Origin of the sequence: Dactylosporangium sp. NPDC051485, from assembly GCF_040682015.1 — a bacterium.
In the GTDB taxonomy this organism is placed as follows: Bacteria; Actinomycetota; Actinomycetes; order Mycobacteriales; family Micromonosporaceae; genus Dactylosporangium.
Genome location: NZ_JBFAZW010000188.1, coordinates 1 through 12,443 on the forward strand (window position 1 = coordinate 1; position 12,443 = coordinate 12,443).

Consider the following 12,443-nt stretch of genomic DNA (forward strand, 5'->3'; position numbering starts at 1 on the left):
TGCCCGTCGTAGGCGGTGCCCGCGATGGCGTATCCGCTGGCACACGCGACGTCCTGCAACGCGGCCGGCTTCGCCGCGCGCTGGTAGAAGTCCGGACTGTCGTGCAACGCGCTCAACAACGCCGCCGCACTGACAGGACACGGATCCGCGGCCGGCCTCGTGACCGGGCTGCCGGCCCCGGACGGACGGGCGGCGGGTTTAGCCCCGGCCGCCGGGCTGGTGGCCGGGCTGGTGGAGGGGCCGGCAGAGCCGGGAGAGCTGGGAGAGCTGGGGGTGCTGGGAGTGGCCGGCGTTGATGCCTGCGGGGTGAGCACACCGGTTGTGGCGGGCGCGGCGTCGGTGGCCGGGCGGCTGTCGGAGGAACAGCCGGCGAGGGTGGACAGTCCGACAACGGCCGCGGCCGCGCACATGGTGGTGGCCAGGGGCCGCAGTGACGTCAACATCGGGCGCTCCAATTCGTGCGGTATAGGAATGCTGGCTGCATGGTCGGGAATTGCCGTGAACGAGTCACCGGCCTTTTGTGTAGCGCGCGGTTTGCTGCCTTCGATAACGCCCGTCCGGCAGACTCAAACAGACATGGCTTCGCCCCGGTTCGATAGCGTTGGTTGGTGTCACCGGACGCTTCCCGGTGTTCCACCCGGGGCGTTTCCTGCCCCGGTGAGGAATACTCTTCCCGGTCCCGGAGTGGACGGGAAGGCCTTTCAGGTGTCCCCTTCCGGCCTGACCGGAACCGTCCACACAGCAAACCCGGATCAGCGAAACTCCCGGCCCACGACGAACACGGGAATACCATCCAGAGCCAGACAACGAGGTGATCTCAACGAAGCGCGCAGCGGCGCTCGAAATGCGTGCGCAGGGCGGGGCGGCTTGCCGAGCCCGGCTCGACCCCGCAGACCCACATCGGCAACGCCCAGCACTCGGCCCGCACTCGATGCAGCGCGGTGGCCGCACGGCCAGCACGCCGACAGCCTCGTCGTGGTGACGGTGGCCCGGGGATGGATGCCCGGACCGATCGCCGGTTCAGCCGATTCGGCGGGGCGCTGGCCGCCGGGGTGCGGGGCGTGGTGCCGATCGACCCGGCGACGCTCCTGTTCGCCGTCGCCAGGGCCTGCTCGAGCCGCCCCGGCGCTGCCGCGGCTTCTCCGCATCGGGCAACCGCCGTGAGCTGATCTACGGCGCCGGCGGCGACCTCATCGGCGAGGGGCTGCGCTCGGGGTCACCGCAGGCGAAGGCCGCCTTGTCCGCGACAACGACCAGGTAAAAGAGTCGATATGTCCGATATTCGGTTATCGGGTGACTTTGCGTCAGGGCCGCCGCTGGATCGCCTCCGCTGTTGGCCGGCCGGCTGGAGTGCGCTGTCGTCGCGGCTCAGGCCGCCTGCTCCGCCAGCACGGCGTCGGACAGGGCGGGCCAGACCTCGGCCGCCCACTCGCCGAAGTCGCGGTTGGTCAGGCAGGCCAGGGCCAGGCCGGCGTCCGGGTCGACCCACAGGAACGTGCCCGACCTGCCGAAGTGGCCGAAGGTGCGCGGGCTGTTGCGGCCGCCGGTCCAGTGCGGGGACTTGCCGTCGCGCAGTTCGAAGCCGAGGCCCCAGTCGTTCGGGTCCTGGCGGCCGAAGCCGGGCAGCACGCCGGAGACGCCGGGGTACTGCACCGTCGTGGCCTCCGGCATGAGGTCGGGCACGAGCGACGGGTCGAGCAGCTCCTGGCCCAGCAGGGCGAGGTCGGACACCGGGCCGACGGCGCCGGCGGCGGGGGAGCCCTCGAGGCGGGTGCCGCCCATGCCGAGCGGGCGCAGGACCGACTCTGTCATCAGCTCGGCGAACGTGCCGCCGGTGCGGGTCAGGACGAAGTCGGCGAGCAGCTCGAAGCCGCGGTTGGAGTAGATGCGCTTGCGGCCCGGGGCGGACAGGAGCGAGTCGTCGTCGAAGGCCACGCCGGAGGTGTGCGCCAGCAGGTGGCGGACCGTCGCGCCCTCGGGGCCGGCGGCCTCGTCCAGCAGTACGTCACCCCGATCCACGGCCACGAGGACCGTCAGGGCCGTCAGCAGCTTCGTGACCGACGCCCACGGGAGAGCGACGTCCGGGCCGTGGCGGTCGCGGACACCCTTGGCGTCCACGACCACCACGGCGGCGGTCTGCACGGGCCAGCTGCTCACGAGTTCGAGTGCGCTCACCCGTTGAAAACTACGGCAACGAGTTCAGGAAGGGGCGCTGGGCGTTCATGAACTCCCAGTTGTAGTACCTGTCCCAGTTGATCGACCAGGTCATGAGGCCGCGGAACGCCGGTGAGGTACCGCCGCGGAGGGTGTATCCGCCGCAGCCGGAGCCCGACACCAGGCAGGTGACCGCGCTCTGGACCACGGCCGGTGCCACGTAGCCGTTGCCGGCGCTCACCGCGGCCGGCACGCCGATGGCGATCTGGTCCGGGCGCAGGCCGGGGAAGGTCTGGCCGGTGTTGGCGACCGGGAAGCCGGCCTTGAGCATGTCGGTCATGGCGATGTGGAAGTCCGCGCCGCCCATGGTGTGGTACTGGTTGTCCAGGCCCCAGATCGGGCCCGAGTTGTAGTCCTGGACGTGCAGGATGGTCAGGAAGTCGCGCACCGCGTGGATGACCGGCAGGAACGAGCCGGCCCGGTTGTCCCCGGCGCTGGTGCCGCCGTAGAACTGGTAGCCGAGCTGGACGAAGAACGTCTCGGGCGCCATCGTCAGCACGAACTTGGTGCCGTACCTGGTCTTGAGGGACTTCAGCGCCGAGATGAGGTTCACGATGACCGGGGTCGTCGGGTTGCGGAAGTCGCTGTCGCCGGCGTTGAGGTACAGCGAGTGGCCCTCGAAGTCGACGTCGAGCCCGTCGAGGCCCCACTTGTCGATGATGGCGGCGACCGAGTTGACGAACGTGTCCCGGGCGGCGGTCGTGGTCAGCTGCACCTCGCCGTTCTGCCCGCCGATCGACAGCAGCACCTTCTTGCCCTGGGCCTGCTTGGCCTTGATGGCGGCGAGGAACTCCGCGTCGGACTCCACGTTCGGGCACTCGGCCACCGAGCAGCGGTTGAACCGGATGTCGCCGGAGGTCACGCTGGTCGGCTCGCCGAACGCGAGGTCGATGACGTCCCAGGACGACGGGATGTCAGCCATGCGGATGTAGCCGGATCCGTTGGCGAAGCTCGCGTGCATGTAGCCGATGAGCGCGTGCTTCGCCAGCCCGGTCACCGGCGGGGTGCTGCTGCTCGGGGTCGGGCTGGTGCTGGGCGACTTGGACGGCGACGGCGAGGCCGACTGGGTCGGGGAGGGCGAGGCGCTCGCCGTGGCGGACGGCGACGTCGGCGGCGTCGAGGTCGGGGGCGTGCCCGGCCCGTCCAGGGAGATGTCGTCGGCGTTGTAGGCGCCCTGGCCGTACCACCCGTGCAGGAACACCTGGACGGAGGTCTGGCTCGCGCCGGTGGTGAACGCCACCGACAGCTTGGTGTAGGCGGAGGCGGTGGGCGTCCAGGTGGAGGCGCCGCCGGTGACCCCGATGTAGACGTAGTTGCCGCGGACCCAGCCCGACAGGGTGTACGCGGTGTTCGGCTGGACGGAGACCGTCTGCGTGCACTGCGCGTTGTCCGAGGCGGTGGCGTTGCCGTTCAGGGCGTACGAGCCGGAGTGCACAGGCGAGGTGACCGCGCCCGATCCGGATCCGGTACAGGACCAGCCCGATAGCGAGCCGCTCTCGAAGCCGGGATTACTGAGAAGGTTGGCCGCATACGCGTTGGTGGCCACGAATATGCCCGTGACCAGCAAGGTAGCGGCGCCGAGTACGAGCGCGACGCGCTTCATGGGCGACCTCCATCGACGGTGGTCGCCATTATTAGGTTTGTTAACTGTTCCTGTCCAGAGGGCGGAGCCCGGTCGACATGATCTCGACCATCCGGCGGCGGCCGATCGGGCCGGCTGTGGGGCGGATTGATGTCGTCTCGCACCAACCCGGCCGGCTGGGCGCCGCACAGCAGATCATCGGCTACCGGACGGCTGCTGGTTGGTGCGAGCCCGAGCCGTCGTAGACAGCGACGGCGCGCACGGGGAACGACGCCATCGCCCGTATCGGCGGGGGGAGGGCGATCAAGCGGGCCCCTGTGCCCGGTACTGATTCGAGGTTGGTCAGGTGTTCGATGATCGGGATGTCGGCACCGAGCAGCCGCCGGCGGGCGAGCCGGTTCGGGTCGGCCGGATCGTCGATGTGGGGCGAGTCGATGCCGACGAGCGCAGCGTTGGCGTCAACGAGCTTGTCGACGGCGTCAGGCGTCAGGTGCGGGCAGTCCGGGTCGAGGTAGCGGGGCGTCGCCCAGTGGCGGGCCCAGCCGGTGTGCACCAGGACGGCGCGTCCCCACAACTGGCCGGGGTCGCCGAGGTCGGCCGCGGTCACTGCGGTCCGGCCGATCGCGGACACAATGGTGATCGACACGTCGACCAGCCGTTCGAGCGGAAGGCGTGCGAGGTCGGCCCGGTCGGCGTCGTAGCGGTACGGCGCGTCGAGGTAGGTGCCGATGTTGCCGAACACGCTCAGCGGCCCGATCTCGAACAAGCCGGTGAACATGCCAGCGGCGATCTCGTGCGAAAGGTCCACGATCACGATTCGAGTTTACGCAGGGTAGCCACGCCGGCCGCCGGCAGAACACCGGACGCCCGCCGTTCGAACACGGACGGTCACAGTTGAAGGTGAGCTAGATTAACCTCAGTCGACGCGAGGGTGCCATGACGATTCACGGCTGCCGGACCTGCGGAGCCGCTCTGACGGTTCCGGTGTCAAGGGTGGCGCTTCCCGTCCACGCGCATCAGACGTACGGCAGTGCGCCGGGTTCACTCGACCCGGTGCTGGAACCCGGCACATTCGCGGTGGATCCGCTGCCCTCCGGTTCGCCGTGGCGCCGGTGGGCCGAGCTCGAAGCTGGTGAGGCCGAGGCACTTGGCTGGTACGCGCCGAGGTTCAGCATCTCCGACGGACCGGCCGGCCAGGTGCTACTCGCCCCAGGGGACGTCCGCGGCGCCGTCATCGACCCGGCGCTGGCCGGCGACTCCGCGTGCTGCGGCCTCGGCGGCGGCGAACCCAACACGGTCTGCGTCACCTGTGGCACGCCGGTGGCCACCCGGATCGACGACTGCGGCCTGTGGCAGGCGGTGTGGCTGGATCCGCTGACAACCCGCGTGATCGAGGAAGGTCCCGGCCCGCACCCGGTGCTCGACTGGACGGACCTGATCGACCAGCGGCCCGGCCTCCCGCCGTCCGAACCAAACGGCGGCTGGCACCCGATATGGGCGGCCGCCCTTGCCTCGGCGCTGGCGCACTTGCTGGCCGCCTCGGGCGGCGACCCGATCCTGATCCCGGATCACCGGGTCACCGAAATCCTCCGGCCCACCCTCGACCGTCTCGTCGGCCCGGCCAGCACGCGGCCCGAGCGCACCCTGGTCCTGGCCGGGCCCGGCCTTCCGGCCGCCGACGGCCACCTCGCCCTCGTCCCGGAACATCCGCAGACCGGCGAACACTGGCCGGTGGCCCAGCCGGTGAAGCCGGTCCCGCTGGCCTGGGACGCATGGCGGCACCTCGCGTTCCACCGCGACCCCAAGCCGGTCGGACGGTCGGTTCCGATGCTGCCGGAGGCCCTGCCGGCGCTGCTCCCCGGTTACCGACTCGAGCCGGACGGCTGGATCTTCTTCAGCGTTCTGGCCCGATTGCCCGAGGTAAGGCAGCCCTGGCTGCGTGCCATCTACGACCGAGGCCGCCCCTATGACTACAACGTCTACGTCCTCTGACCCGGCTGGTGCGCCGCGTGCGAAAGCCGAAAAAGTCCGGTGCGAGTGCACCGGACTTTTCGGATGTTTCGGGTGCTACACCGAGACCGGTTCCTTGGCCGGCTCCGTGGACAGGTGCTCCCGCAACTTCTCGCCCTCGATGTCGACGTTCGGCAGGATCTTGTCCAGCCAGCGCGGGATCCACCACGCGGCCCGGCCGAGCAGCGACACCACCGCCGGGACGATCGTCATGCGGACGATGAAGGCGTCGATCGCCACGCCGATCGCCAGGGCGAAGCCCATCGACTTGATGACCGGGTCGTCGACCAGGATGAAGCCCGCGAACACCGACGCCATGATGATCGCCGCCGCGGTCACCACCCGGGCGCCGTGGCCCATGCCGTTGATCGTGGCCTGCCGCGGGGTGTCGCCGTGCACGAAGTCCTCGCGCATCCGCGACACGAGGAAGACCTCGTAGTCCATCGCCAGGCCGAACAGGATGCCGATGAGCAGGATCGGCAGGAAGCTCACCAGCGGCCCGGGCTGATCCAGCCCGACCAGCGAGCCGAGGTGGCCGTCCTGGAACACCAGCACCGTGATGCCGAACGTGGCGCCCACGGTGAGCAGGAACCCGGCGGCGGCCTTGAGCGGCACCAGGATCGAGCGGAACACCAGCATCAGCAGGAGCACGGACAGCCCGACGACCAGCAGCAGGTACTCCGGCATCGCGTCCGACAGCTTCTCCGACACGTCGATGCCGACCGCCGTCTGCCCGGTCACCGCGAAGTCGGCCCCGCCGACGGTCTTGAGCTTGGTCCGGACCGCGTGGACGAGGTCCTCGGTCGCCGCGTCCGTCGGGCCGGTCTTCGGGATCAGGGCCACCAGCGCGGTCTTGCCGTCGCGGCTGAAGTTCGGCGGGGTGGCGGCGAGCAGGTTCTCGGTACCGGTGACGGCCTTGATGGCCTCGCCGGCCTTGGCCTTGGTCACGTCGGGGGAGCTGCTGGACACCACGAGCGCGAGCCGTCCGTTGAAGCCCGGCCCGAAGCCCTGGTCGATGAGGTCGGCCGCCCTGCGGGCCGGGGTGTCGGCCGGCCCGGCGCTCGCCCCGGGCAGGGCGATGCGCATGTGCGCGGCCGGGATGGCCAGGGCGGCCAGCCCGAGCACGCCGACCAGGATCACCGGCACCCGCAGGCGGATCATCCAGCGGGCCCAGCGGAAGCCGAAGTTCTCGCTGTGGTGCGCCGCGCCCTCGGCGAGCGCCTTGCGCTGCGTCCGGGACAGGATCTTCCGGCCGGCGAAGGCCAGCAGCGCCGGCTGCAGCGTGATCGCCACCAGCACCGCGACGGCCACCGTGCCGGCCGCGGCCAGGCCCATCACGGTCAGGAACGGGATGTTCACCACCGCGAGGCCGGCCAGCGCGATGACCACGGTGAGCCCGGCGAAGACGACCGCCGAGCCGGCGGTGCCGACCGCGCGGCCCGCCGCCTCGTCCGGCGCGTGCCCCTCGACCAGGTTCTGCCGGTGCCGGGAGGAGATGAACAGCGAGTAGTCGATGCCGACCGCGAGGCCGAGCATGAGCGCCAGCACCGGCGCGGTGCTGGTCAGGTGCACGGCGCTGGACAGCGCGTAGAGCCCGGCCATGCCGGCCCCGACGCCCAGCAGCGCGTTGAGCATGGTCATGCCGGCCGCGATCAGCGAGCCGAACGTCACCAGCAGGACCACCAGCGCGATGACCACGCCGATGCCCTCCTTGCCGCCGACCTCGGGCTCGTGGTTCATCACCTCGCCGCCGTGCTCGACCCGCAGGCCCGCCTTCTCCGCCGCAGCCCCGGTGGCCTCGTACGCGGCCCGCTGGTCCTTGGTCACCTGGTCCGCGCGGTTGGTGAACTGCACGGTGAGCAGCGCGTACCGGCCGTCTTGGGACAGCGCCCCGATGCTGTACGGATCCATCGCCCCGACCACGCCGGGCAGCTTGTTGGCCTCCTGCACCAGTCCCAGTACCGCCGCCTTGTTGGCGTCAGCGGCCAGGTTCGCGCCCTCGGGCGCCGCGATCACGATCGTGCCGGTGGCCCCGCTGGCCTCCGGGAACTGCTGCTTCAGCGCGTCGATCGCGCGCTGCGACTCGGTCCCGGGCATGGTGAAGTTGCTGGAGGTCGGCCCCTTGAACGCGGCGGCCGCGCCGCCGAGCGCCCCGAGCACGACGATCCATAAGATCAGCACCACCCAGCGGTGCCGGAACGAGGCCCGGCCGAGCCGGTAGAGCACAGTAGCCATGACGTTCGTGTCCTAACGGTGTTTTAGGTGAGCGGTGCCAGTGCCCGCGTCGCCGCCTCGATGAGCGCGGCGCGCAGTTCCTCGTCGGAGTAGTCGTGCATTTCCAGGTCGATGGCGAACGCGATCGCCGGAATCCCGGCGAGCACGAGCTTGGCCGCGATGACGCTGGTGGGCGACCCGGACGTCCCGGCGAGGACCTCGCAGATCTTCTGGGTCATGAGGTGTACTCGTTGCAGAGCCGGCCGCTGCAACAGGCCCGGCAGGTCGCCGTAGATGACCTGGATCTCCTTGCGGTACCGCAGGCAAAGGCCGACGAACCCCTCGATCGCCGTCGTCCGCGCGGTCGCGTCGTCGAGCCCGTCGAGGCGCGCATGGAGCCCCTCGAGCTCGGCGATCGCCGGCGCGCACAGTGAGGTGAGGATCGCCTCTTTGCTGTCGAAGTGGTACAGCAGCGCGGCCTTCGAGCACCCCACCTCGACCGCGATGTCGTGCAGCGAGGTCCCCTTGTACCCGGCCGCGGCGAACTGGCGCGCCGCTGCGCCTAGAATCTCGTCCCGGGTGCTGCTGCGCCCCACGGCTCCACCTCCGCCCACCGGCCCGGCCTACATCACGCTCGGCCACCCTGTCCGATCGGTCAGGGTCTCGGCCCAGCATGCCTGACCGATCGGTCAGTGGCTGACCGATCGGCCAGTTTGAGAGTCACCTCACAGCCGCTCGGCTTCCTTATCGGCACCCTGCGGCGAATGTCAACGCTCCCACCAGCGCGAATGTGTTTGGACGGTATCGTCCGGCCGGCGCGGGCACGCCACGCCCCGGTGGGGCCACGACCAGCAAGCCGCCTCTTCTGCGAGCCCCGCGGTCGTCACGGATTGTGTCGGAGAAGGCGGGTCAGGGTGAGTGCGATCGCCACCGTCACGCCCCCGAACACCACGACGACGGTCCCCGGCCCCAGCGCCTCGGCCAACGCGGCCGCGACGGCGACGGCCAGGCTCTGCACCGTGGTGATCCCGGTGACGAGCAGCCCGAACGCCTGCCCCCGAACCTCCTCGGGCACCGCGTCGAGGAACCTGCGTTGCAGCCCGAGCTGGTACGCCACCCCGGTCGACGCCACGAAGCACAGCCCGGCCGCCCCGGCCAGCCCCGGCCTGGCCGCGAACCCCAGCAGCGGCACCCCCATCAGCAGCGCCAGCGGCAGCACCAGCCGCTCCTGCCGCCCGACCGGCACGTACCGCCCCACGGTCAGGTCCCCGACCAGGTTGCCCGCCGCGACGGCCCAGAGCAGCCCACCGGCCAGCGCCGCCTCGCCGTGCCCGGCCGCGTAGGGCACCAGCGCCGCCTCCGGCCCCGCGATCGCCGCCAGCGGCAGCCAGTGCGCCAGCAGCAGCCGCCTGATCCGCCCGTCGCCGAGCAGCCGCCGGTTCACCCGCCACGTCTGCCGCCACGCCGCCCCCTGCCCCGGCCCCCGCGCCGCCCGCGCCCGCAGCCCCACCCAGTGGACCACCACGGCGCCCAGCGCCAGCCCGGCCGCCACCCAGAGCGTGGCCCGCGCACCCAGCACCACGAGCAGCGTGCCGCCGAGCGCGTACCCGACAACCTGCGTGACGTACCCGGTCACGTTCAGCACGGCCCGCCCGAGCACGTACAGCCCCGGCCGCAGCAGCTCCGGCAGCAACGCCGACCGGATCGCCGTGCCGATCGGCAGCACCACGCCCAGCCCGAACGTCACCGCGAGCATCGCCGCAACCGGCAGCCACCCGCTGGCCAGCAGCGCAAGCACCGCCACCTGCGCCACCCCGACCCCGGCCAGTCCCGGCCGGGGCGGCACCCGATCGGCGTGGGCGAGCAGGAACGTAGCCCCGATGAGGTACGGCAACGACTCCGCCGCCAGCCCCAGCCCGCTGAGCAGCGCCGACCCGGTGCGCTGGTACACCAGCACCGACAACCCCAGCGCCGTCACCGCGACCGCCATGCCGTACAGCGCGAATCCGCCGATGAGCACCATGAACTGCGGGCTGGCGGCCAGCCCGCGAAACGTTGCCGCCCCGGTCTGCCCTGCCCGGGCCTCCTCCGCGCCGTTCAGCTCCGTGACGACCTCCCGCGCGCCGGCCGGTCCAGTCCGGGCCGTTCGCATGCATCCCGGTCTCTTCGTTTATACGTCCCTCTTCGCTCGTACGCCCGCGTTAGAGCACGGACCGCACGGCGGCCTCCACGGGTGGGGGGCACACGCCGCCGTGCAAGGCGTCCAGCGCGAGCAGCGCCGCGCCGGCCACGGGCGGGGAGGAGAGCACCGTGACCGTTGCCTGGGGGCAGAGCCGGGTCAGGCGGGCCAGCAGGTCGTCGTGCAGTTGCGGGTGCCGGGCCGTGAGCACGCCGCCGCCGAGGACGATGGTGAAGGGCGAGGCCAGCAGGCCGAGCCTCGACGCCGAGACGCGGATCAGCGCCTCGATCTCGTCGGCCAGGCGGCGTACCACCCGGGTGGCCACCTCGTCGCCGCCGGCCGCGACCGCGAAGAGCAGCTCGCTCAGCTCGTCCAGGTAGGTCGAGGGGATCTCGCCCAGGTGCACGCCGACGGTGACCGACTCGACGCTCGGGCGGTCGAAGTGGGTGCGCACCGCGTCGGCCAGGGCCGTGGCCGGGCCGCGGCCGTCCTCGGCTCGGCAGGCGTGGAACAGGGCGAGGGCGGCGATGTGGTGGCCGCCGCCCCAGTCGCCGGAGATCTGGCCCAGCGCCGGGAAGCGGGAGGTCGCGCCGTCCGCGCGGCGGCCCACGGCGTTGATGCCGGCGCCGCAGACCACGCCGACCGCGTCCGGCGTCGCGGTGCCGGCGCGCAGCAGGGCGAAGAGGTCGTTGTCCACCGTGGACGCGCCGGCGAGGGCGAGGGCGGCGACCTCCGCGTTCAGCCGCTCCACCTCGACGGGCAGGTCGGCGCCGGCGACGTAGACCGAGAGCTGATCGAGCTCGATCGAGGAGGGCAGTTCGGCGGCGGCCCGGGCCTCGGCCACCAGCGCGCCGAGCTGGGCGACCGCGGCGGGCAGGCCGAGCACGTGCGGTGAGGTGGTCGGGCCGGCGACCCGGGCCAGGACGCGGCCGTCGGAGTCGCCGAGCACCACGTGGGTCTTGGAGTTGCCACCGTCGGCCGCCGCATAGAGCCGCGCGGTCACGACAGCCAGGCCAGGTGGTCGCGGTTGGCGGCCAGGAGCTCGTCGGTCAGGCGGGCGGCCTTGTCGTGCTGGCCGACGAGCGGGTGGGTCAGCAGGGCGCGGTACACCCGGTCGCGGCCGCCCTGCACGGCCGCCTCGACGGCCAGTTCCTCGTAGGCGGAGACGGCGGCGATCAGGCCGGCCTGCTCGGGGCGCAGCGGGGGAGCCGGGACGGGCTCGGCGCCGGACGAGCCGACCCGGCAGGTGGTCTCGATGACGGCGTCGGGGGAGAGGAAGGGGAAGAAGCCCCGGTTGCGCACGTTGACCGCGTGGATGCCGCCGTCGTCGGCGTGCAGGGACGCGATCAGGCCGACGGCGGCCTCCGAGTAGAAGGCCCCGCCCCGCTCGCCCAGCAGGGCGGGCTTCTCCTCGAGGGAGGGGTCGGCGTACATCCGCAGCAGTTGCTCCTCGATCTCCGAGACCCGTGCGCCGCGGGTCGGCTTGCCGCGTTCCTCGGTGACGACCTCGTCGTGGCAGTAGAAGTAGCGCAGGTAGTACGAGGGGACGCAGCCCAGCGACGTCAGCACCTCGGCCGGGATCTGGACGCCGGCGGCCAGGTCGTCCACGTTGGACGCCAGCATCGCCGGGAGACGGTCCACGCCGTCCACGTAGGCGGCGCGCTCCCAGGTCAGGTGGTTCAGGCCCACATGGTCCAGGGTCACGGCGGACGGGTCGACGCCCAGCGCGGCGGCCCAGCGGCGCTGGAAGCCGATGGCCACGTTGCACAGCCCGGCGGCCCGGTAGCCGGCGTCGAGCAGGGCGCGGGTGACGATGCCGACCGGGTTGGTGAAGTTGACGATCCAGGCGCCGGGGTCGGCGCGGCGGGCGATGTCCAGCACGACCGGCACGGTGCGCAGGGCTTTGGCGAAGCCGCCGGCGCCGGTCGTCTCCTGGCCCACGCAGTCGCACACGAGCGGGAAGGTCTCATCGCTGATGCGGGCCCGCTGGCCGCCGACGCGCAGCTGGATGACGACGGTGGCGGCGCCACGCAGGGCGTCGTCGGGATCCGAGGTCCAGCGCAACGAGGCGGCGCTGCCGTGGTGGCGCAGGAGGCGGCGGGCGAAGGCGCCCACCACCTCGAGGCGGGCGGCATCCGGGTCCAGCAGCACGATCTCCGAGGCGAATGGTGCGAGTCGTGCGAACCCGTCGATGAGTTCTGGGGTGTAGGTGGATCCGCCCCCGACGACGGCGATTTTCAACCT

At 71.7% G+C, this 12,443-nt stretch carries 10 protein-coding genes and 1 pseudogene; 2 read left to right on the forward strand and 9 right to left on the reverse strand.

The features are described from left to right. Positions 1–443: pseudogene (locus tag AB0M46_RS49460) on the reverse strand (hypothetical protein); the annotation flags it as partial. Between the two features lie 552 nt (positions 444–995). Here AB0M46_RS49460 and AB0M46_RS49465 point away from each other — a divergent pair. Next, positions 996–1,169 carry a hypothetical protein gene (locus AB0M46_RS49465; protein WP_363348377.1) on the forward strand — a complete coding sequence of 58 codons (174 nt, stop codon included), beginning with the start codon at positions 996–998 and terminating at the stop codon, positions 1,167–1,169. 199 nt (positions 1,170–1,368) lie between these two features. Here the strand turns inward: AB0M46_RS49465 and AB0M46_RS49470 are convergent, their stop codons facing one another. From AB0M46_RS49470 to AB0M46_RS49480, 3 genes are all read right to left on the reverse strand, one after another. Continuing rightward, positions 1,369–2,175 (reverse strand): serine hydrolase domain-containing protein, encoded by an 807-nt coding sequence (locus AB0M46_RS49470; protein ID WP_363348379.1) that lies wholly within the window; start codon positions 2,173–2,175, stop codon positions 1,369–1,371. Positions 2,176–2,185: 10 nt separating this feature from the next. Next, positions 2,186–3,817, reverse strand: coding sequence for a glycosyl hydrolase family 18 protein (locus AB0M46_RS49475; protein WP_363348381.1), 1,632 nt, complete (start codon positions 3,815–3,817; stop codon positions 2,186–2,188). 181 nt (positions 3,818–3,998) lie between these two features. Continuing rightward, positions 3,999–4,610 (reverse strand): cyclase family protein, encoded by a 612-nt coding sequence (locus AB0M46_RS49480; protein ID WP_363348383.1) that lies wholly within the window; start codon positions 4,608–4,610, stop codon positions 3,999–4,001. A 122-nt stretch (positions 4,611–4,732) separates the two neighbouring features. On the opposite strand from AB0M46_RS49480, the gene AB0M46_RS49485 reads away from it, so the two are divergent. Further along, positions 4,733–5,788 (forward strand): hypothetical protein, encoded by a 1,056-nt coding sequence (locus AB0M46_RS49485; protein WP_363348385.1) that lies wholly within the window; start codon positions 4,733–4,735, stop codon positions 5,786–5,788. 75 nt (positions 5,789–5,863) lie between these two features. Here AB0M46_RS49485 and AB0M46_RS49490 read toward each other — a convergent pair whose 3' ends face one another. The 5 genes from AB0M46_RS49490 to AB0M46_RS49510 form a co-directional block, all read right to left on the reverse strand. Then, positions 5,864–8,041, reverse strand: a complete 2,178-nt coding sequence (locus AB0M46_RS49490; RefSeq protein WP_363348387.1) for an MMPL family transporter — start codon at positions 8,039–8,041, stop codon at positions 5,864–5,866. A gap of 23 nt (positions 8,042–8,064) precedes the next feature. Beyond that, a complete protein-coding gene (locus AB0M46_RS49495; RefSeq protein ID WP_363348389.1) occupies positions 8,065–8,616 on the reverse strand; it encodes a TetR/AcrR family transcriptional regulator in 552 nt (183 codons plus the stop codon). 287 nt (positions 8,617–8,903) lie between these two features. Continuing rightward, a complete protein-coding gene (locus AB0M46_RS49500; RefSeq protein ID WP_363348391.1) occupies positions 8,904–10,172 on the reverse strand; it encodes an MFS transporter in 1,269 nt (422 codons plus the stop codon). A 49-nt stretch (positions 10,173–10,221) separates the two neighbouring features. Next, positions 10,222–11,202 carry a BadF/BadG/BcrA/BcrD ATPase family protein gene (locus tag AB0M46_RS49505; RefSeq protein ID WP_363348393.1) on the reverse strand — a complete coding sequence of 327 codons (981 nt, stop codon included), beginning with the start codon at positions 11,200–11,202 and terminating at the stop codon, positions 10,222–10,224. Next, on the reverse strand, positions 11,199–12,443 hold a 1,245-nt coding region (locus AB0M46_RS49510), incomplete at its 5' end, for a 6-phospho-beta-glucosidase (RefSeq protein WP_363348395.1). The genes AB0M46_RS49505 and AB0M46_RS49510, both read right to left, overlap by 4 nt.